The organism is Priestia sp. TRM10, assembly GCF_057808375.1.
The window spans coordinates 1,056,184-1,077,428 of record NZ_JBJZOT010000015.1; the positions used below are offsets into that span (position 1 = coordinate 1,056,184).

Annotated in this window: 24 protein-coding genes; 3 read left to right on the plus strand and 21 right to left on the minus strand. The window is 37.1% G+C overall.

Features of this window, described 5'->3' with window-relative positions:
• Window positions 1–33: 33 nt before the first annotated feature.
• From ACK3CR_RS22190 to ACK3CR_RS22205, 4 genes are all read right to left on the minus strand, one after another.
• Window positions 34–447 carry a Fur family transcriptional regulator gene (locus ACK3CR_RS22190; protein WP_243517635.1) on the minus strand — a complete coding sequence of 138 codons (414 nt, stop codon included), beginning with the start codon at window positions 445–447 and terminating at the stop codon, window positions 34–36.
• On the minus strand, window positions 437–1,276 hold the full coding sequence (locus ACK3CR_RS22195) for a metal ABC transporter permease (RefSeq protein WP_040056810.1): 840 nt from the start codon (window positions 1,274–1,276) through the stop codon (window positions 437–439). Before ACK3CR_RS22195 ends, ACK3CR_RS22190 begins: the two co-directional genes overlap by 11 nt.
• A complete protein-coding gene (locus ACK3CR_RS22200) occupies window positions 1,273–2,013 on the minus strand; it encodes a metal ABC transporter ATP-binding protein (RefSeq protein ID WP_488976220.1) in 741 nt (246 codons plus the stop codon). The genes ACK3CR_RS22195 and ACK3CR_RS22200 overlap by 4 nt, the downstream gene beginning before the upstream one ends.
• Window positions 2,014–2,192: 179 nt before the next feature.
• Window positions 2,193–3,068: a YitT family protein gene (locus tag ACK3CR_RS22205; protein WP_019391459.1), complete on the minus strand. Its 876-nt coding sequence runs from the start codon at window positions 3,066–3,068 to the stop codon at window positions 2,193–2,195.
• A gap of 180 nt (window positions 3,069–3,248) precedes the next feature.
• Here ACK3CR_RS22205 and ACK3CR_RS22210 point away from each other — a divergent pair, with 180 nt between their 5' ends.
• Window positions 3,249–3,506, plus strand: coding sequence for a DUF2624 domain-containing protein (locus ACK3CR_RS22210; RefSeq protein ID WP_243517634.1), 258 nt, complete (start codon window positions 3,249–3,251; stop codon window positions 3,504–3,506).
• Window positions 3,507–3,563: 57 nt separating this feature from the next.
• Here ACK3CR_RS22210 and ACK3CR_RS22215 read toward each other — a convergent pair whose 3' ends face one another.
• Window positions 3,564–4,454 carry a deoxyribonuclease IV gene (locus tag ACK3CR_RS22215; protein WP_243517633.1) on the minus strand — a complete coding sequence of 297 codons (891 nt, stop codon included), beginning with the start codon at window positions 4,452–4,454 and terminating at the stop codon, window positions 3,564–3,566.
• Window positions 4,455–4,583: 129 nt separating this feature from the next.
• On the minus strand, window positions 4,584–5,906 hold the full coding sequence (locus ACK3CR_RS22220) for a DEAD/DEAH box helicase (protein WP_243517631.1): 1,323 nt from the start codon (window positions 5,904–5,906) through the stop codon (window positions 4,584–4,586).
• Between the two features lie 170 nt (window positions 5,907–6,076).
• On the opposite strand from ACK3CR_RS22220, the gene vrrA reads away from it, so the two are divergent.
• The gene (gene vrrA, locus ACK3CR_RS22225) at window positions 6,077–6,577 is read left to right on the plus strand and encodes a VrrA/YqfQ family protein (protein WP_488976116.1); all 501 of its coding nucleotides are present in this window, start codon (window positions 6,077–6,079) and stop codon (window positions 6,575–6,577) included.
• A gap of 99 nt (window positions 6,578–6,676) precedes the next feature.
• Window positions 6,677–7,645, plus strand: coding sequence for a 4-hydroxy-3-methylbut-2-enyl diphosphate reductase (locus tag ACK3CR_RS22230; RefSeq protein ID WP_243517627.1), 969 nt, complete (start codon window positions 6,677–6,679; stop codon window positions 7,643–7,645).
• 34 nt (window positions 7,646–7,679) lie between these two features.
• On the opposite strand, the gene ACK3CR_RS22235 is transcribed toward ACK3CR_RS22230, so the two are convergent.
• From ACK3CR_RS22235 to ACK3CR_RS22305, 15 genes are all read right to left on the minus strand, one after another.
• Window positions 7,680–8,801, minus strand: coding sequence for a Nif3-like dinuclear metal center hexameric protein (locus ACK3CR_RS22235; RefSeq protein WP_488976117.1), 1,122 nt, complete (start codon window positions 8,799–8,801; stop codon window positions 7,680–7,682).
• Window positions 8,801–9,505 (minus strand): tRNA (adenine(22)-N(1))-methyltransferase, encoded by a 705-nt coding sequence (locus ACK3CR_RS22240; RefSeq protein ID WP_243517619.1) that lies wholly within the window; start codon window positions 9,503–9,505, stop codon window positions 8,801–8,803. Before ACK3CR_RS22240 ends, ACK3CR_RS22235 begins: the two co-directional genes overlap by 1 nt.
• A 134-nt stretch (window positions 9,506–9,639) precedes the next feature.
• Window positions 9,640–9,999: a cytochrome c550 gene (cccA, locus tag ACK3CR_RS22245; protein WP_243517617.1), complete on the minus strand. Its 360-nt coding sequence runs from the start codon at window positions 9,997–9,999 to the stop codon at window positions 9,640–9,642.
• Between the two features lie 431 nt (window positions 10,000–10,430).
• On the minus strand, window positions 10,431–11,564 hold the full coding sequence (rpoD, locus tag ACK3CR_RS22250) for an RNA polymerase sigma factor RpoD (RefSeq protein WP_019391450.1): 1,134 nt from the start codon (window positions 11,562–11,564) through the stop codon (window positions 10,431–10,433).
• A gap of 50 nt (window positions 11,565–11,614) precedes the next feature.
• The gene (gene dnaG, locus ACK3CR_RS22255; RefSeq protein WP_488976118.1) at window positions 11,615–13,429 is read right to left on the minus strand and encodes a DNA primase; all 1,815 of its coding nucleotides are present in this window, start codon (window positions 13,427–13,429) and stop codon (window positions 11,615–11,617) included.
• A 40-nt stretch (window positions 13,430–13,469) separates the two neighbouring features.
• Window positions 13,470–13,943 carry a YaiI/YqxD family protein gene (locus ACK3CR_RS22260; RefSeq protein ID WP_026009481.1) on the minus strand — a complete coding sequence of 158 codons (474 nt, stop codon included), beginning with the start codon at window positions 13,941–13,943 and terminating at the stop codon, window positions 13,470–13,472.
• Window positions 13,944–14,231: 288 nt separating this feature from the next.
• Window positions 14,232–15,035, minus strand: coding sequence for a pyruvate, water dikinase regulatory protein (locus ACK3CR_RS22265; RefSeq protein ID WP_243517612.1), 804 nt, complete (start codon window positions 15,033–15,035; stop codon window positions 14,232–14,234).
• Window positions 15,036–15,070: 35 nt separating this feature from the next.
• On the minus strand, window positions 15,071–15,709 hold the full coding sequence (gene ccpN, locus ACK3CR_RS22270) for a transcriptional regulator CcpN (protein ID WP_026009479.1): 639 nt from the start codon (window positions 15,707–15,709) through the stop codon (window positions 15,071–15,073).
• 110 nt (window positions 15,710–15,819) lie between these two features.
• Window positions 15,820–16,602 carry a DNA repair protein RecO gene (gene recO, locus ACK3CR_RS22275; RefSeq protein WP_488976119.1) on the minus strand — a complete coding sequence of 261 codons (783 nt, stop codon included), beginning with the start codon at window positions 16,600–16,602 and terminating at the stop codon, window positions 15,820–15,822.
• Window positions 16,603–16,635: 33 nt separating this feature from the next.
• On the minus strand, window positions 16,636–16,776 hold the full coding sequence (locus tag ACK3CR_RS22280) for a YqzL family protein (protein ID WP_019391444.1): 141 nt from the start codon (window positions 16,774–16,776) through the stop codon (window positions 16,636–16,638).
• 103 nt (window positions 16,777–16,879) lie between these two features.
• Window positions 16,880–17,788, minus strand: a complete 909-nt coding sequence (gene era, locus ACK3CR_RS22285) for a GTPase Era (protein WP_019391443.1) — start codon at window positions 17,786–17,788, stop codon at window positions 16,880–16,882.
• Complete coding sequence (locus ACK3CR_RS22290) at window positions 17,781–18,179, minus strand: cytidine deaminase (protein WP_111921918.1); 399 nt, start codon at window positions 18,177–18,179, stop codon at window positions 17,781–17,783. Before ACK3CR_RS22290 ends, era begins: the two co-directional genes overlap by 8 nt.
• A gap of 64 nt (window positions 18,180–18,243) precedes the next feature.
• Window positions 18,244–18,609 (minus strand): diacylglycerol kinase family protein, encoded by a 366-nt coding sequence (locus ACK3CR_RS22295; RefSeq protein ID WP_243517608.1) that lies wholly within the window; start codon window positions 18,607–18,609, stop codon window positions 18,244–18,246.
• The gene (gene ybeY, locus ACK3CR_RS22300; protein WP_243517606.1) at window positions 18,593–19,060 is read right to left on the minus strand and encodes an rRNA maturation RNase YbeY; all 468 of its coding nucleotides are present in this window, start codon (window positions 19,058–19,060) and stop codon (window positions 18,593–18,595) included. Before ybeY ends, ACK3CR_RS22295 begins: the two co-directional genes overlap by 17 nt.
• Window positions 19,044–21,152, minus strand: a complete 2,109-nt coding sequence (locus tag ACK3CR_RS22305; RefSeq protein WP_243520712.1) for an HD family phosphohydrolase — start codon at window positions 21,150–21,152, stop codon at window positions 19,044–19,046. Before ACK3CR_RS22305 ends, ybeY begins: the two co-directional genes overlap by 17 nt.
• Window positions 21,153–21,245: the final 93 nt, after the last annotated feature.

Here is a 21,245-nt window from a genome sequence, read left to right on the forward strand (position 1 = left end):
AAAAAAAGGGACAAGCTACGCTTGTCCCTTTTCTTATACCGCACATTTTTTACATTTACCATAAACTTCAAACTTATGACCTGTTACTTGAAAACCATCTAATGAATCATCCACAATTGTCATTGGACATGTTGCAAGTTTTTCTGTTTTCCCACAGTCCAAACAAATGAAGTGATGATGATGGTGGCCAGCAGCACACTGAAAGCGAAAATGTTTCTCACCAGCGAGCTCCGTTACTTCTAGAATATTCAAGTTTGTAAATAGAGATAAATTACGATAAATGGTATCAAAACTCAATCCAGGATATGCATCTTTCATATTCTCTAACACATCTTTTGCTGTTAAGTACTTATCTGTTTCAGCAAACAGTGTAAGCAAATCTTCGCGTTTTCCTGTATGTTTGTATCCTTCATCTTTTAAAATCCGTATTGCATCATCAATGTTCATGTTTTCTTCCCCACCCTTTTTTTACTAAAATAGACCCTAACAAAATAAGAATGGCAATTACAACGATGACTCCACCTGGAGCAAGGTCTAAATAATATGAAGAAATGAGTCCACCAATTACGGAAACTTCTCCAAAAATGATTGATAAAATAATTGTTTGCTTAAACCCTGTTGCTAATCGCATACTTGCTGCAACTGGAAGAGTCATTAAAGCAGACACAAGCAGAATACCAACAATATTCATACTTGCTGCAATAACAAGAGCAACCATGACAATAAATAGAAAATGAATAGCTTTTGCTTTTACGCCAGATGCTTTTGCATGCTCTTCATCAAATGATAAAATGAATAGCTCTTTATAAAAGATAATAATGGCAAGCGTAACAACAATCGCTACCCCCACAATAGTCCATAGATCTGTTCGGCTTACAGCACTCACGCTTCCGAATAAATAATTTAATAAATCGCTATTAAAGCCATCTGCAAGCGAAATGAAAATAACACTAATTCCAATTCCGCCTGATAGAATGATTGGAATAGCAAGCTCTTGGTAGTGACGATAAAGGCCGCGCAGTTTCTCAATAAAAAGTGAACCTGCTACAGAAAAAATCATACCAAAGTAAAGAGGATTAAGCTGATAACCAAGCTTTTTTTCTAACAGCAAGCTTGCTGAAATCCCCGCAAGGGTCACATGACTAAGCGCATCGGCGATAAGGGATAATCGTCTTACAACGATAAAAGCACCAAGAAGCGGCGCTAGAAAGCCAATTAATATCCCTGTAATAAATGCATTTTGTAAAAATTCAAACTGAAATAAATTTGCGATCATACCGGTTGTCCTCCATGTTCATGAGACAGAACGTGAACGTGATGCCCATAAAATGCGGACAGGTCCTTATCTTTTAAACTCTCAAACTCTGCTGTGTTTCCGTGAAAATGAAGATGCTTATTTAAACAAGCCACATGAGTAACTTTTTCTGTAATTGTGCCAATATCATGTGTAACAAGTAAAAGCGTGATTCCCTTTTCTTTATTGAGATGAGAAAGTAAATCATAGAAGTTTTGAACATTCAACGCATCTACCCCAACTGTTGGCTCATCTAAAATTAATAGATTAGGATCACTTACAAGGGCACGCGCAATAAAAATCCTTTGCTGCTGTCCTCCTGAAAGCTCCCCAATATTACGTTTCATAAAAGCTTCCATTCCAACAGCTCGGATTGCTTCTTCTACCTTCTTTTTATGCTCGCTCTTCATAAATTTAAATAAACCAATTTTTGATGTAAGTCCTGTTGAGACAACTTCAAAAACAGTTGCAGGAAAGCCTGAGTTAAAGCTGTTTGCCTTTTGAGAGACAAACCCTATTTTACTCCAGTCTTTATATTTGTTCACATCTGTTCCAAACAGTTTAATAGAACCTTTATAAGGTTTTTGCAATCCTAGAATACTTTTGATAAGCGTTGATTTTCCCGAACCATTTGGTCCAACCAACCCTAAAAAAGCGCCCTGTGGCACTTTTAAGTTAATATTATCTAGCACTGTTTCTCGATCATATCGAAAGGACATATCGTTTACTTCAAGTGCATATTGTTGAGTCAATGTTCTTCACCATACTTTTTATAAGAATCATTACGATTTGGTTACTTATGTAGTATACAGGAACACACTATTTTTGTAAATACAAAGGTTTTTAAAGAAAAAAAAGACGCCAGCATCTTTTTCCAAAATCGATGCGGCTGCCCTTTTTAATGGATGGCAGACTTAAACTGCGCTCCTTTTGTTTCTTGCGTATTCATAATGGTAATGAAGGCTTTTGGATCTACTTCATGTACAATTGCTTTTAGCTTCGTTACCTCAAGACGTGTTACAACAGCATAAATAACTTCCTTATCTTCATCTGTATAGCCGCCTTTTCCTTTTAACTTTGTTGTTCCCCGGCCAAGACGATCTAATATCGCATCAGAAACATCTGCATAATGATCAGATACAATAATCACAGCTTTTGTTTCATCAAGTCCTTGTATAACAGTATCAATTGTTTTAAATGCAATATAGTAAGCCATTACAGAATACATCGCTTGTTCAGGACCATATACAAAGCCAGCCCAAATAAAGATAAAAATGTTCACAAACATTACAAATTCACCTAGTGAAAACGGCAGTTTTTTCGTTAAAAGGATACCTAAAATTTCTGTACCGTCCATTGTACCGCCATTTCGAATAACTAATCCAACTCCAGCACCAAGAATGAGCCCTCCAAAAACGGTAGCTAAAATAGGCTGTGTTGTAAAAGCCTCTACATGGTGAAGCTGTGATTCAATAACCGCTAGACATACAATTCCGAAAATTGAAGAGAAGACGAATGTTTTGCCAATATATTTGTACCCAGAATACATAAACGGGAGGTTAATAATAATAACGAGCGTTGCAAAGTTTACAAACGGGATAGCTCCCGCATTAAGGTGACTCAAAATAAGCGATACTCCAATAACGCCACCATCAATAATATCATTGGGAACAAGAAAAAGCTCAATCGCAACAGCAGCTAGACCTGCTCCAATAACAATTAAAAAATAGCGCATTAAAAAGTGTGACAGCTTTTCTTTTTTATGTTGTTTCATAATAACTTTGGCTCTCCCTTCTTGGTCCACTTCTTAAAATGCACAAAAGTTCTCTGTGATTCTTTGATTAACCAAGGCTTTACTTTATTAGGATGCATTATGAAATCACGTTTTGTGCACTAAGACACGTTTGCCCTTCATAAACATAGACTGTAACAACGAGAATAAGGAGGCTTTTGAATGGGTATTTTCAAACAGATTGTGAACAATAAAATCAATCGTATGTCTGTAAAAGAATTAATGCAGTATAGCAAAAAATATGACGTTAGCTTGACGGATGCACAGGCAGCTACCCTTGTTAATATTATGAAGGAAAAAAAAGTTGACATTTTTAATGTAGAGGAAAGAAAAGAGTTAATAAAAAAAATTGCACGAGTAACAGACCAACAAACAGCACGTAAGATTAATCAGCTCATTCAAGAACTAATCGCAAAGTAATGCATATAATCAGGAGAACAACCCTCATGAACTCAGTAGTCGTTCTCCTGGCTTATTTTAATGGAACAATTTCTCTCTAAACTCTGGATCAAATTCTCCTGAACGAAGCATCTCGATCTCAACTTTATATGGAGGCTTCTTATTTTTTTTATCTTCGCCAACATAAGGAGTTTCTAAAATCTTAGGTACATGTGCGAGTGTAGGATGGTTCGCAACATAGTGGAGCGCTTTAAAACCGATATGCCCAAAACCAATGTTTTCATGGCGGTCTTTTCCTGCTCCTTGTTCATTTTTACTGTCGTTAAGATGAACAACTTTAATGCGTTCAACTCCTACAATCTTATCAAATTCCTCTAACACTCCATCAAAGTCTTCTTTAATGTTATATCCAGCATCATGTGTATGACATGTGTCAAAACAAACAGAAAGCTTTTCATTGTGTGTAACACCATCAATGATTTTAGCGATTTCTTCAAAGGAACGTCCACATTCAGAGCCCTTTCCAGCCATCGTTTCTAAAGCAATTTGAACATCTTGCTCTGCCGTCAGCACTGTATTTAAACCTTTAATGATTTGCGAAATACCTTCTTCACTTCCAGCTCCAACATGTGCTCCTGGATGAAGAACAATTTGACGGGCCCCTAGCGCTGCTGTACGCTCAATTTCAGAACGTAGAAAATCAACACCTAGCTGGAACGTATCAGGGTTTTTTGTGTTCCCAATATTAATAATATACGGAGCATGGACGATAATGTTGTCGATTCCATTTTCACGCATATGAATATGACCTTTTTCAATATTCAGTTCTTCAATTTTTTTACGCCTTGTATTTTGTGGCGCGCCTGTATAAATCATAAATGTATTAGCTCCATATGAAGATGCTTCTTCACTAGAACCTAATAGCATTTTTTTCCCGCTCATAGAAACGTGTGAGCCTATCTTAAGCATATTGCTACCTCCACTACGTAAATATTTCTCAGCTGCTTTTCATCGCGTCCTAATTTAGTACGCTTTATTTTATCATAAAAGCAGCATTTCAATCAAAAAAGACGCTACATAGAGCGTCTTTCCCTTACTTTATTTCTTACGTGCATTTCTCGTATTTCGCTTTTGTTTTTTTACATAACGATCAATCTCACGCTGACGTTTCTTTTTGTATCCTGGTTTTACTTTAGCTGGTTTACGGATGAACTTATGAGCTGTTTTTTCGACTTCATCTTCTTGTCTCACACGCTTGCGGCGCTTGTTGCGATCATCAACTTCAACCCATTCATTTCTTTCTAAGTCTTTGTTCACAAACTCGATGCCTCTGTTTTCTAAGCTCATAAGTGCTTCATAGTCACCTTGTTCATAGATTGTAATGGCCGTTCCATCATAACCAGCACGAGCCGTTCTTCCAACACGGTGCACATAGAAATCTAAATCTTGTGGAATTTCATAGTTAATAACATGACTTACTCCTTGAATATCAATTCCGCGTGCTGCAAGGTCTGTAGCTACAATGTATTGATACTGAAGGTCTTGAATTTGCTTCATGCTGCGTTTACGTTCACGAGGCTCTAAGCCACCATGAATACGAGCTACTTTTAGGCCTTTTTCTAAAAGGTGGTCTGCAAGCTCGTCTGCACTTTTCTTCGTATTAGCAAAAACGATTGCTAAATATGGATTAAGGTTTGTTAACATATTATAAACAAGCTCTTTTTTATCACGATGACGCTGTGGAACTAAAATATGCTCAAGCTTTGCTGCTGTAAGCTGTTTTGGTGCAACGTGTGTATAGCGTGGATTATCTAGGTATTTCTTTAAGAATGGCTTAAGTTTCTCAGGAATTGTAGCTGAGAAAACAAGGATTTGAACATCTTCCTTCATAGCCGCTGCAATGCGGTCTACATCTTCAATAAAGCCAAGATCAAGCATAAGATCAGCTTCATCAACTACAATTGTATCCACTTGGCGAACAGAAAGAGCTCCTTCTTGCATCAAATCATGAATACGACTTGGTGTTCCAACAACAATATGTGGCTGTTGCTTAAGCTTCTCAATTGTACGCTGTTTGTCTGTTCCACCAATTAAGCATTTAGACGTTATCTTCGCATCTTCTTCTGTGAAGATCGTAATTTTTTGTACTTCTTCGTGAATTTGCAGAGCAAGTTCACGCGTTGGTGCCATAATCACAGCTTGTACATGATCTTTATGCGGATTAATCTTATTTAAAATAGGAAGTAAATATGCATGTGTCTTCCCTGTTCCAGTTTGTGATTGTCCAATCGCACTTTCCCCATTTAACAGAGAGGGAATGATACGCTCCTGAATTTCAGTTGGCTCATAAAAGTTTAAATCCTTTATCGCCTCTATTAAAAACGGTTGAAACGAGAATTTTTCAAATTTGGTTTGTTTCATGTTAATCTCCTTTTCTTTTTACCCTAAAGCAAACTGTATATGATTATAAGCGAGTATGCTTATAAAGTCTATACTCCCCTTCAAAAACATCTTCATTAAGGTCCCTCTCAATAAGCAACTCCCTTTTTTGTGCATATAGTATAGAAAGTTTATTAAAGGAGGTGTATTCATTGTTTCCTAGACGATCTTTCCCACCGCAAATGACTCGAGGAGGAATGGTCCCTTTTCAAATGACAAGAGGGGTACCAAACATGCCGCAACCATCGTCTGGCGGAGGTATCTTAGCAAAAATTTTAGGTCGAAACGCTGGCCTGTCTAGCGTCCAAAACGCCGCAGCCGCTCCGAAAGCGTTCAACCTAACGTCTGTGATGACGAACGTCCAAAAAGTCTTAGGTGTTGCTGAGCGCGTAACACCAATGGTACAGCAATACGGACCAATGGTCAGAAACGTGCCGGCTATGTTTAAAATTTACAAAGCCCTTAAAGATGATAATACCACTGATGATCAATCAACGCCAAGTGATGTTGAAGAGCCCGTTGTTAAAAAAGAAGTAAAAAAGGTTCAAAAATTAAAACAACCTAAAACTTCTAACCAAACAAAAGCAAGGGCCAAAACTTCTAACCAAACAAAAGTAAATGCTAAAACTTCCCAGCCCAAACTTTATATTTAACTTAGCTCTTCCACATTTCTTTCTTTGTATTCTGCAGTATCCTCCTTTATAATGAAACAAGAGTACCTGCTCTTTCTAGTTTAACGAGGAGGATTGATGATGGAAATAATTAAAATTGCACCTCGCGGATATTGTTATGGGGTTGTAGACGCTATGGTTATTGCCCGCAATGCCGCTTTAGATAAAAGTCTACCTCGTCCCATTTATATTTTAGGGATGATTGTACACAACAAGCATGTAACAGATGCGTTTGAGGAAGACGGCATCATTACGCTTGATGGAGCAAACCGTTTAGAGATTTTAGAAGGAATTGAAAATGGAACTGTCATTTTCACAGCACACGGTGTATCTCCAGAAGTTAAAAAACGCGCGAAAGAAAAGGGGCTTACAACTATTGATGCTACTTGCCCTGATGTAACAAGAACGCATGATTTAATTCGCGCGAAGAAAAAAGAAGGCTATCAAGTGATTTATATTGGAAAGAAAAATCACCCAGAGCCAGAAGGAGCACTTGGTGTTGCCCCTGATATCGTCCATCTTGTTGAAAAAGCTGAAGATGTGAAAAGCTTGAATATTGAAAGCGACAAAATCATTGTTACAAATCAAACAACAATGAGCCAATGGGATGTATTAGACGTAATGGAAAAAGTGCAAGAAAAATTCCCACACGTGGAGCAGCATAAAGAAATTTGTCTTGCTACTCAAGTTCGCCAAGAAGCTGTTGCAGAACAAGCTGGTGAAGCAGATGTAACGATCGTTGTTGGAGATCCAAAAAGTAACAACTCAAATCGTCTAGCACAAGTTTCAGAAGAAATCGCTGGCACAACAGCTTACAGAATTGGAGATCTTTCAGAGCTTAAAATTGATTGGCTAAAAGGAGCTAAGAAAGTTGCTGTTACAGCTGGTGCTTCTACGCCAACTCCAATTGTGCGTGAAGTTATTCAGTTTATTGATCAGTTCGATGAACATGATGAAACAACATGGAAAAATGAAAAGAAAGTTCCGCTTTCTAAAATTTTACCAAAAGTTAAACAACCACAACCAGCGCAAGAACTTTCGCGCTCATAATTAAAAAAGGTGAGGCATTAATGCCTCACCTTTTTTACATGAATTGAAATGGGTTTGTATCTTCTTCAGATGGAAATACTTCACATAGAATATTTTCGTCCTTAAACAGAGCTGTTAACTTGTCTGTAACGCCCTGTTTCATGATTTGCTCAACATGATGACCAGGATCAATAACATTAAGTCCTACATTCATTGCATCTTGAGCAACATGGAAATATAAATCTCCTGTCACATAAACATCGGCTCCTTTAAATTTAGCGGTATACATATATTTATTACCGTCCCCACCTAAAACAGCTACTTTACGTACTTTGTCTTGAAGATTTCCAACAACGCGAAGACCACTCACACTAAAGACACGTTTAACACGCTCAGCAAACTCCCCTAGCGTTGTTTCCTCTTCAAGTTTGCCAATGCGTCCTAAACCATACTCTTCTCCTTTTTGGCTAAGATCATAGACGTCATAAGCAACTTCCTCATATGGGTGTGTCTTTTTCATTGCACGTATAATATTCTTTTCATCTGAAGCTTTGAATACTGTTTCAATTCGTACTTCTTCTTCTTCATGAAGTTCACCGGTTGTCCCTACATAAGGATCTGTACCTTCTAGCGGAAGAAATGTTCCTTTTCCTTCTGTATTGAATGTACAGTGGCTGTAGTTACCGATATGCCCCCCACCTGAGGTTCCAAGAGCATGTCTTACTTCATTAGCATGACTTTTCGGAACGAATACAACAAGCTTTTTCAATGCTTCTTCACCCGTTGGAGCAAGAACGGCCGTATCTTTTATTCCTAGAGCATCTGCTAATAAATCATTCACACCGCCTTTTGTCACATCAAGGTTTGTATGTGCAACATAAACGGCAATATCGTGTTTCAAACATTTTTCTACAATTCTTCCGGTTGCTCCATCCGTTGTTACTGTTTTTAAAGGTCGAAAGATTGGCGGGTGGTGAGCAATAATTAAATCCACTTTTTTTTCAATTGCTTCATCTACCACATTTTCCATAACATCTAATGTAACCATTACACGCTTTACAGATTTGCTTAACGTTCCAATTTGAAGACCAATTTTATCTCCTTCAACCGCTAAGTTCTTTGGTGAAAATGATTCAAATACTTCAATAATTTTTTGGCCGCTTACTTCCTTTGCCACTATAAAACCTCCCTAATCGATTTTAAATCTTGTTCCATTTCCCCTTTTCTTTTCAAGTTTTCTTGTGTTAAAGTGCTTTTTTCAAGCTGCTTAATAATCCGTTCAAGGTGGCTTTCTTCATGAATCCACTTTTTTATAAATGTTTCATTTTTCTCTTCACGTAAGAAAGGTCCAAGCAAAAGGCCTTTTTCTAATGCGTCACCATATGGAGACATAGGATTTCCTCTCTCTGCCATTAACACTTCATAAATGTGTCCATCTTCCTCAAGGATATGTTCTCCTTTAAGTTCCCAGTCGTTATTAATAAGCCATTTACGAACATTTCTTGCCCCAATATTAGGCTGCAAAACAAGACGAGTAACACCTTCTAATTTGTGTTTTCCCTCTTCTAGAATGTTTGTAATCAATGCACCGCCCATTCCTGCTATTACAACACAGTCTACTTCTCCTTTAGAGATCACTTCAAGGCCGTCCCCTTTTCGAACGCTAATCTTCTCATTGAGCTCTAAATTTTTCACTTGATTTAAAGCCGACTGAAACGGACCGTCCGTAATTTCTCCAGCTACGGCTCCTTTTATGTATCCCATCTCATACGCATAGCAAGGTAGATATGCGTGGTCAGATCCAATATCAGCAATAACGGCTCCTTTTGGAATAAATTCTACCGCTTGCTTAAGACGATTTGATAATTTAACTGTCGTCAATCATGTCACCTACTCATGTTATTTTCTTCTCTCATAATAAAGATTTCAGCGCTCTCTTTCAAGTTCAAAGAAAAAAAGAACATAAAAAAGCCCCTTTTGAATGTAAAAGGAGCGTTATCAGCTACTCTATCTTGCTACTCTATCTTCCTAACCCATTTTGCCATTTCATCTGCTTTTTCTTGTGGAACAAGGTTTGCTGGCATACCACCTTTTCCTTGTGTAATAATCTTTTTAACTTCCTCTTGTGAAAGCTTCTCGCCAACCCCTTTTAATGCTGGGCCTGATACACCTTGGTACTGCTCTCCATGGCAGCTAATACAGGTTTGCTTATATATTTCCTCTGGACTTGCAGCTGTTTCTTCCTGCTTTGCCCCACCTTCTTTTTCTTGGGCAAGCTCTTTTTGATCTCCATTGCCTTTAAAGCCTAAAATGACCATTAGTAAAATGCCAAATGCCATGATGAAAAAAAACGGTACAAGTGGATTACGATTCATACCCGCTTCCCTCCTCTTTATATGTAGCGACAGGCTTCCTTACAACAGACAATTTTATTTTACTTGAAAACAGCATGTTTTGAAAGGGTTACCAATAAGATAACACTAACTTTTTGGACAATTCAGAAAAACTTTGTATAGATTATTAATTTTTATTTTCTACATGTCCTTTTTATCTATTTTATTCCTTTTCTCTTCAAAAATGATTACGCTTTCGATTATAATTGTAAAGAGTAAATAAATATTTGCTTAGAGAGTTTGCAAATCGTTTTCTAATTGAGTAAAATAAAAGTCAAGAAGAGAATATGGTAAAAATAACAAGAAGAAGCATTGAAAGCCTTTTTAAAAAAGAGAATATGACCAAACATATAGCTAAAAAAGATAGTTTACTCCCAAAAGAAGCAAACTACCTTTTCTAAGCTGTCTGTATTCTATTCAAGGAAATCTTTTAAACGTTTACTACGACTAGGATGGCGAAGCTTACGAAGAGCTTTCGCTTCAATCTGACGAATACGCTCGCGTGTTACGCCAAACACTTTACCAACCTCTTCAAGTGTACGTGTTCTGCCATCATCTAAACCAAAACGTAAACGCAGAACATTTTCTTCACGATCTGTTAGTGTATCAAGAACATCTTCAAGTTGTTCTTTTAAAAGCTCATATGCCGCATGTTCAGAAGGTGATGTTGCTTCTTGATCTTCAATAAAGTCACCAAGATGTGAATCATCTTCCTCACCAATCGGTGTTTCAAGTGATACAGGCTCTTGAGCAATCTTTAAGATTTCACGCACTTTTTCAGGTGTTAAATCCATATCTTCAGCAATTTCTTCTGGAATTGGCTCACGACCTAAATCCTGAAGAAGCTGACGTTGTACGCGAATAAGCTTGTTAATTGTTTCAACCATATGAACTGGAATACGGATTGTTCTTGCTTGGTCAGCAATAGCACGAGTAATTGCTTGACGAATCCACCATGTTGCATACGTACTAAATTTGAATCCTTTACGGTAATCGAACTTTTCTACCGCTTTAATAAGACCCATGTTTCCTTCTTGAATAAGGTCTAAGAAGAGCATTCCTCGCCCAACATAACGTTTTGCAATACTAACAACAAGACGTAGGTTTGCTTCAGCTAAGCGACGCTTTGCTTCTTCGTCTCCTTCTTCAATTCGATGAGCTAACTCAATCTCTTCCTTAGCAGAAAGAAGATCAACACGACCAATCTCTTTTAAGTACATACGTACAGGGTCATTGATTTTAACTCCAGGAGGAACACTTAAGTCATTTAAATCAAATTCTGAATCCTCAGCTTTAGCAAGATCTTGAATGTTTGGAGCGCTTGCTGTTTCTTCTGCTTCCCCATGAATTTCAATTCCTTGTTCACCAAGATACTCATAGAATTCATCCATTTGTTCCGACTCTAGCTCAAAGCTTGACAGGCGTTCTGCGATATCCTCATATGTTAGTGCGCCTCGTTTTTTACCATTTTCCAAAAGTTGCTCTTTTACCTGATCGAGGGTTAATTCAGGTTCAAGTTGTTTAGAACGAGCTGACTTTTCAGCCATTTAGCCCCCTCCTTCCAATATTTACACTATATCAAACGTTAAGGTGCATTTTATAATGATCGCTTTTTTAAAGTTTTTGTCATCTCTAAAATTTCTTTCGCAATCATTGCTGCTTTTCTGTAATCTTTACTGCGTTCTGCTTCTATCTGCTCCTGCTTTTTCATTTGGATCTCATCATGAGCAGATTTCTTTGACAAAATCTCAAAAAGATAATCGTTAAAAACTTGTTCTGTTAATTCTTCTTGAAGTGGAATCATTGCAAGCTCAGAAACTAAGCGAGTTAGTTCTTTATCTGATATATACTGAACAAAGACGCTCAAATCAGCTTCGTGGCCTTCTTCGTAAAAAGCGTACAAATGGTTTGCTAATGCTTGGTGAAGATCAACGTTAAACTTGCCTTGCACCGCATTTTGTACACGTAAAGATACAGTAGCATCTCGAAGCATATAGGCCAGCAAAAAGCGCTCTGCTTTCTGATAAGATGGTAATAACTGCGTTTGCGTATAAAGCTTTCTAGCTATATTATTTCTATTTCCTTGTGCATTATCCTTTTTTTGCTTCTGAACTTTGTTTATTTGAAGTTCCTGCTCTTTTAAAGCAGAGAGTGAAATAGAAAACTCATCACTTAACTGTCGTAAATAATGCTCCTTTTCTACTGCTTTTGTTAAAGTATTTACTTCTTTAAGAGCGGAATCAATATAATGCATTCGTTCTGCTTCGTTTTGAAGATCTTTTCCTCTCTTCAAATATCGTAGCTTAAAGGATGTGTATGTTAAACTATTCTCAATTACGCTCTGCCTAAATTTCAAAGCTCCAAACTCTTGGATATACTGATCTGGATCATATCCATCTGGAAGGGGAGCAACTTGCACATGACACCCTACTTCCTGTAAAATTGAGGCAGCTTTAACAGTTGCTTCTATCCCTGCTCCATCTCCATCGTAACAGATAATAACCGATTCTACATTACGGCGAATGATTTTCGCTTGTTCTACAGTTAAAGACGTTCCCATTGTGGCTACAGAATTTTCACATTCCGCTCCAACTGCAGCAATAACATCTGCATAACCTTCAAAAAGCAATACTTGTTCTTGCTTTCGAATTGCTTTTTTAGCAGCATGAAAGTTGTAAATTGTTTTGCTTTTTAAAAAGATAGGAGTTTCTGGACTGTTTAAATATTTAGGCTGTCCTTCCCCAAGTATTCTTCCGGAAAAAGCGATTGTTCTTCCTTGCAAATCGTGGATTGGAAACATAATCCGATTACGAAAGCGATCAAAATATTCATTTCCATCATCTTTCTTAATGAGAAGACCGCATTTCTCCATCTCCTCAAGCTTAAAACCACGCTTTGTTAGAAATTTAACAGCAAAATCCCAAGAATTAATGGTATAGCCTATCTCAAAACGTTTAATGAACTCATCTGTAAAACCACGTTGAAGTAAATAATCGTAAGCTTCCTGACCTTCTTTTGTGTTCACGAGTAAATGATGGTAGAATTTCTTTAGAAGCTCATGAGCTTCTATCATTCTGTTTGATGGCTGCTGTTCTTTTGTCTCGGAATTGTTAGTTTGTTCAACTTGAATTCCCACTTTACCAGCTAGCTTAGTTACAGCTTCTGTAAAAGAAAGCCCATCAATATCCATCAAAAAAGAAAAGGCGTTCCCACCAGCTCCACAGCCAAAGCAGTGATAAATCTGTTTGTCAGGGGAAACTGAAAAAGATGGTGTATTTTCACCATGAAAAGGACATAAACCAAAATAGTTTTTTCCTTGCTTTTTAAGCTGAACATGGTCGCCCACAACATCTACAATGTCAATGGAACGTCGAATCTGTTCTATTACTTCTTCAGGAATTTTTCCTCCCATTTCGAACAGCTCCACCTTAATTCATATTCTTCATAAATCTTTAAATTCCTTTAAGGTTCGACAATAATTTTATGAAGGATTCCTTGAAATTTTGACGATCATTTTCACTAAAGGAAGATGGACCCCCTTTTGGGTAACGTCCAGCGCGTCTTTCTTTAGCAGATGCGTAGCGAAAAAATAGAATTTGATCCATATCCTCTTTATTATAGTATTTCCCACGTGGAGATAGAACATAAACACCTTTCCCAATGAGCATACTTGCAAGCCCAGTATCTTGGGTAACGACGATATCTCCTCTTTGGGCCATATTCAAAATATAGAGATCAACTTCCTCTGCTTCGCTGTCGACATACTTCCATTCATTTTGGCCTTCGTCTTTTCTCATATGTGCATAAGAAGCGACAAATAGGACGTCTTGGTCGTACATTTTGGCGATTTTCGCAATCTCCTTATTCACTGGACAAGCATCACCATCGACAAAAACTCTGGAATTTCTACGGCTATATTTCTCTATTCTACATCCCTCCAGAGAATCCTTCTAAAAATCTTTTTTCTCTTTCCGTCTATTTATATACAGAATACGTGGTGAATTCCCACTTGAGAATGAAAAAATCCCATGTTAGGAAGTTTCGCTTCATACCACTAGTTTATTCGTTATAGACGGAGTCTAAACCTAAAACCAATCTTTTTATCACAATTTTTTATTATAATACAAATTATTAATATTTTCTACAGGAAATTACAAAGTTGTCCATCTGTTGAAGACACGAAGTAAATAGACAATTACAAACTAAATGCCTTCTTAGTGCTTATATAATTTGTTTAAAATAACTCCTGCTGTTTCTTCTACAGCTTTATTTGATACATCAATAACTTGGCAGCCAATTTTCCCTGCGACTTTTTCAAAGAAATCAAGCTCCTCTTTAATTCGTTCGATATTTGCATAAATAGCTCCATCATTTAAGCCTAAAGATTTTAAACGCTCTCGTCGAATATTATTAAGCTTTTCTGGACTGATCATTAAACCGATACATTTTTTAGCTGAAACTTGGAAAAGCTCTTGAGGAGGCTCAACTTCAGGAACAATAGGCACATTAGCTACTTTCAAACGTTTATGGGCAAGAAATTGAGAAAGCGGCGTTTTGGACGTTCTTGAAACACCAACTAAAATAATATCAGCTTTTAAAATACCGCGCGGATCTCGTCCATCGTCATATTTAACCGCAAACTCAATCGCTTCTACTTTCTTGAAATAGTCATCATCAAGCTTGCGAACAAGCCCTGGCTCATAACGTGGCTGAAGTTTGTAAGATGTCTGGATTTTATCGATTAAAGGGCCAACAATATCAAATACAGGAACTCCATTTTCTTCTGCTTCTTTTAAAAGAAAAGCCCTCATTTTTGGTTTTACAAGCGTGAAACAAATAATGCCATCATTTAACTTAGCAAGTGCTACTACTTCGGATAATGTTGCGTAATCTTCTACATAAGGAATTCTTTTGATGACCGCTTCTGATTGATGAAATTGACTTGTTGCTGCTTTCACAACTAAATCAGCTGTTTCTCCTACTGAGTCTGATAGCACATATATAAATGGATTATTCATCAACATTTACATCCCCTTTTTCACTCATGAAATTTTTATTGATCATCTTCTGCTAAAGCAACAAGAAGTTTTGTGATATTTGTTTTCGTTATTCTGCCGACAACTTCATATCCATCAGGATGATCTTTCACAACAGGGACGGCGTCAATTTGTTTATCAATTAAACCTTTTGCAACTTCAACAAGTAAATCATCTCTAAGACAATAGGTGATATTAGGCATTCTTGTCATAATAATATTAACAGGAATCGAATTCAATTCCTGTTTCCCCATGCTTGCTCTTAATAAATCTTTTCGTGATAAAACTCCTACAAGATAAGACCTTTTATCTACTACAAATAACGTTCCCACATCTTCAAGAAACATTGTACAGATCGCATCGTAGACTGAAACAGATTCATTTACAACAACAGGAATCGACTGATATTCTTCTACCTTTATTTTACGAATTTTATCAGCTAGAAGCTGTGACCCGGTTTTTCCCGTATAGAAATAGCCTACTCGAGGTCTTGCTTCTAAGTATCCTGCCATCGTAAGAATTGCTAAATCTGGTCTTAACGTTGCTCTCGTCAAATTAAGACGTTCGGCAATCTGTTCTCCTGTAATGGGGCCGTTATCTTTTACAATTTGTAAAATATGCTCTTGTCTGTGATTGAGTTCGATCTTAATCACCACCTTAATTCAAAAAACAATATATGCCATACTCGACTATCATTATTATATACTAATTTAACAGTTATGAAAGGGAAATGCTTAGGTAGTCTATAAATTCATAAGAAGTGGCATTATGATTTTTCATGTACGTCATCAGAAAAAGTATCACGTAAAGAATTCATCTGTTTTAAGAAACGCTCAGATTTAAGCGTTAAACCAGATAATTCAGCATAGTACGTATCAATAATAAAAGCGAGCCTTTTTTTCGTTTCTTCTTTCAATGAAATACTTCCCAACCTTTTTAAGTCCATATAATAAAAAAGACGAAGCAGCTTAACAAGCATAGGCGTTAATTTAATATGATACGGATCGTGTTCATAGCAACGATGGCAAAGAAGTCCTCCCTCTTTTGTAGAAAATGCAAAAACGCCATCGCTTGCACCGCAAATAGCACATCTGTTTAGCTGTGGTGCAATCCCTAATACATCAAGCATTTTTAGTTTATAAATATAAAGAAGAACATCTTTGTCATATCCTTCATCAATATATGTTAAAGTTTGAAAAAGCAGTTCAAATAAAAATGGATTGCTTTTTCTAGATTCTGTTGCCCGGTCCGTTAATTCAACAACATAAGAAGCATACGCGGTTAAAAAGATATCTTCACGTATGCTTCGCATTGAGGCTATGATCTCTCCTTGACTAAGAGTTCCCATACCTGTTCCTGATCCAGTTTGTATTAAAAAACTACCATAAGTAAATGGATGTGTAAGGGCTGACAAGCGACTGCTTGGCTTTTTAGCTCCTCTTGCCATAACCCCGATTTTTCCTAGCTCTCTTGTAAAAAGCGTTACAATTTTATTGCTTTCACCATAATGATTTGCACGAATGACAATACCTTCACATTTTTTTAACAATACGCTCACCTATTCGTTTATAGCACAAACGCTCTACAACATTGTTATATTATCATCCTCGGACAGTTCCGTCTGTGATGTGGGTTCTTCCACCTTCTTTTCCATTTCCTTAAAAAGAAGATAAGCGTCGATATTACCTGTGTTCTCAAATACTTTCCAGGTAAGATTTAACATGAAATACCCCTCCTAATCATCGGCTTACAATTTCAAGTTGCTTAAGATTAGAATAGCCATTTCAAAAGTAAATCATGTAACACAAAATTTAGTAAATCCCCACTTAATATTCGTCGGCTCTAAATCCAAAATCTCTAAGATGCGTGGAACGATTGCGCCAGTCTTTTTGAACCTTTACCCAAAGCTCTAGAAATACTTTCGATCCTAACAAGTTCTCAATATCTACCCGAGCACGTTTTCCAATCTCTTTTAACATTTTCCCTTGTTTCCCAATGATAATCCCTTTTTGGGAAGATCTTTCAACAACAACTGTTGCGCTAACATAAACAGCATTTCCACCTTCACGTCGTTCAATTGCTTCAATCGCAACAGCAATTGAATGAGGAATTTCTTCACGTGTTAAATGAAGCGCCTTTTCACGAATAAGTTCACTAATAATAAAACGCTCAGGATGGTCTGTTACCTGATCTGCTGGATAGTATTGAGGACCTTCTGGCACATAGCGCTTTACTTGTTCTAGCAATGTATCAACATTGTTTCCTTCCAATGCTGAAATTGGAATAATCTCTTTAAAATCGTAAAGTTCTTTATATTGTTCAATAAGGGGAAAAAGCTCGTCTGGATGAATCTGGTCAATTTTATTCATCACTAAAAAGACAGGAGTGTTTGTTTCCTTTAAACGCTCGATAATAAACTCATCGCCGCGCCCAAAACCTTGTTCAACGTTCATCATAAATAAAACAAGGTCAACTTCACGAAGCGTATTTTGAGCCACTTTCATCATAAAGTCACCAAGCTTGTGCTTTGGTTTATGAATCCCTGGCGTATCAATGAAAATGACTTGTGAATCGTTGTCTGTATACACTCCTTGAATTTTGTTTCGGGTTGTTTGAGGTTTGTCACTCATAATCGCAATCTTTTGGCCAATTACTCTGTTTAAAAACGTAGATTTCCCTACGTTTGGTCTACCGATAATTGACACGAAACCTGATTTAAACTTTTGTTCACTCATGTAAATCCTCCGCTGTAAATGCGCCTGGCAGCAGTTCGCTTACTGTCATTTCTGCTACGTCGCCTTTTAAATTCGTTAAATATACTTTCATATCGCTTGGACACAGTTCTGAGATAACTTGTCGACATGCGCCACAAGGGGAAACAGGACGATCTGTGTCTGCTACTACAGCAAGTGCTGTATATTGTTTATTCCCATCTGAATACGCTTTAAACAGCGCCGTTCGCTCCGCACAGTTACATAAGCTGTACGCTGCATTTTCAATGTTACACCCTTTATATACATCACCGTTTTCTGTTAGCAAAGCAGCTCCAACTTTGAACTTTGAATACGGTGCATAAGCAAGTTCTCTTGCTTTTTTGGCTTCTTCCATTAACGCTATTTTATCCATATTCATTCCCCTATTCACTCAGTAGTAAAATAAATACTATCAAAAACTATCTTCTCTCACAACTTTAAATTCCTAGATACGGCCAAAAAATAATTATGCCAATGATCACAGCTCCTATTGCATACACAAGCACAGCTCCTGCAGCAATATCCTTTGCCTTTTTAGCAAGATGGTGATAATCTCTTGTAACCAAATCGACTGTTTTCTCTATGGCTGTATTCATCATTTCTAAACTGAACATTCCCATAATCAAAAGAATAATCACAATCCACTCTATTTTTGTAAGCCCGAAGTAGAAACCACCGCCCAAAGCTAAGATTCCCGCGAACGAGTGGATTTTAAGATGTAGCTCACTTTGAAAAGAGGTCTTTATCCCTGAGAAAGCATAAGAGAAACTTTTGAGAAACGAATGTTTATCGTGTAAGCCCATAGCGTTCTAAAATTTCTGTTTGTCTAGTGAACATCTCTTTCTCTTCTTCTTCTGTTTCATGATCATACCCTAATAAATGTAAGAAACCATGCACAGCTAAAAACCCTAGCTCTCTCATAAAGGAATGACCATATTCTTCTGCTTGTTCCTCTGCTTTTGGAATTGAAATGATAATATCTCCTAAAGCTCGTGGTAAATCTTCACCAACAATTTCAAGCTCTCCTTCTCCCATTTCTTCCATAGCAAATGAGATTACATCTGTTGGCTTATCTTTCCCCCGATACTCTCTATTGATATCTTGAATAGCGTCATTGTCTACGAATGTCAATGACAGTTCTGCATTGCTCACTTCTTCCATTTGAGCTGCAAGCTTTAATAATTCGTGAATTTTTATTTCTTGTTCTTCCGTTATGTTTCCTGTTTCGTCAATAAAATCAACTGCTAGAGTCATCTTCATTCTCCTTTTCTTTCTTCATATCCGGATATTCAATGCGCGAATGGAAAATACCATTTAATGTTTCACAGAGTGCTTTCGATACAGTTCCAAGCTCCCGTAGTGTTAAATCACATTCGTTCAACTGTCCGTCTTGAAGTCGATCTTTAATAATATTTGAAACTAAGTTTTCAATTTTTTCAGGGGTTGGATTTGACATCGATCTTACAGCAGCCTCCACGCTGTCCGCAATGCCAATAATTGCTGATTCTTTTGTTTGTGCTTTTGGCCCTGGATAACGGTACTCGCGCTCAGGTATTTCTTTTTCGCTTTTTTCTACTGCTTTGTAGTAGAAAAATTTAAGCAACGTTGTTCCGTGATGCTCCCGGGCAATATCTACAAATTCTCTTGGGAATTTGTGTTTCCGCAAAATGTCCGCTCCATCAACAGCATGTGCAATAATAATATTTTTACTAACCTCTGGAGGTAGACGGTCGTGTGGATTCTTGATGTTCATCTGATTTTCAATAAAATAGTGAGGACGCCTTGTTTTTCCGATATCATGATAATAAGAGCCTACCCTTGCTAAAAGCCCGTTTGCTCCTATTGCTTCACAAGCAGCTTCAGCTAAGTTTGCTACCATTACGCTATGATGGTACGTTCCTGGTGTTTCAGTCAAGATTTTTCTTAACAACGGATGATTCGGATTTGAAAGCTCAATAAGCTTGATGCTTGATAAAATACCAAATCCTGCTTCAAAAAAAGGTAGAATTCCAATTGTTAAGACTGAAGATATAATACCAGAAGAAACGGCCATCAAGCTATAATAACCAACCTCCATATTATCAATCTGACCATTTTTCAGAAATACAATCGCAAAAATCGCCACAATGTTCATAAAAGCTATAAATAAACCCGCTTGTAAAATTTGTGATCTCCGCTGCTGGTGATTGATAAATAAGATACCAGCTATAGAGCTAATAAGGAAATAAAGAGCCATTGGCATATTAAACACGTTTGTAACTTCTTGATTAAAGATAATACTTCCACAAATAGCTACAACAATGCTTGAAATAACAGCTACCTTCTCATTTAAAAGAAGCCTTAATAAAAGTCCTCCTGTTGCGACAGGAGCTAAATATCCAAGATCAGATATCTCTTGTTCCTGAAATAAACTAACAAGTTTTATGATTGTAATCGTAATCATCATTACGATTACATAAAGAACAAGAGGCTGATACGCCTTTTGATGAAATTCTTTTAAATAATATACGATAGCACTAATCATGATAACAACAAGCAAGCCAAGTCCAACAAACGGTGGAATAAGATGCTTATTATCTAATAATCCAACAAGTTGTAGCTGATGATAAATATCAGAGGTAATAAGCTGACCTTCTTCAACAAGAATTTGGCCTTGCTTAATACGAACAGGGTCGATTTTTTCCACTGCTTCTTGACGATTTTCTTTTGTTTTATTCGGATCATAAACTACATTAGGAATAACAGCAAATTCAGCAATAGCTCTCATCGCTTCTTTCACATTATCATCAACATTTGCATACATAAGCTGATTTGCTGTATCTTTGCGTTTATTGCTAATATCTTGAACAGTGACGCGATTTTTCATCGTCTGGTGGATAGCTGTAATAATGGTATCCTTAGCAGCTGAAAGCTGTTCTTTATCAGTTTTAACAAGCGTTTCAAATACATCTTCTGATAAGCCTCGAGAAGCTTCCTTTGGCATCGTCTCTTTGAGCTGACTTTTAACATCTACAATTTCTTCATCCGTAATTCCTTTGTTTTGTTTCTTGAAATCATCTACAGCGTTAAAAATGGACTCTACAAGGTCTATTCGATTTTGGGCATATTCCGTTTTTAACGTATATACATCTGCAACAGATTCCTTTGCTTCCTCACGCTTTTTTTCTGTACTCTCCTTGTCTTCTATCGTAATAGGAGAGTACACAGTTTGTTTTGAGATGGTGAATTTTCGTAAATCAAGCTCTTCTGGCTTTACGTTGTTATACATTATGGAAAATAGAAATATTCCTAACAAGGCGTACAGACCAATCTGGATGAATTTCAGTTTATTCAACTGTTCCATCATTTGTTTCCATAGCTTTAACACAACCTTGTTCCCCCTTTAAAGTAAAAACAAACGCTGTACTGTACTTCATTATGTAAAAAAGACCCTATCCTT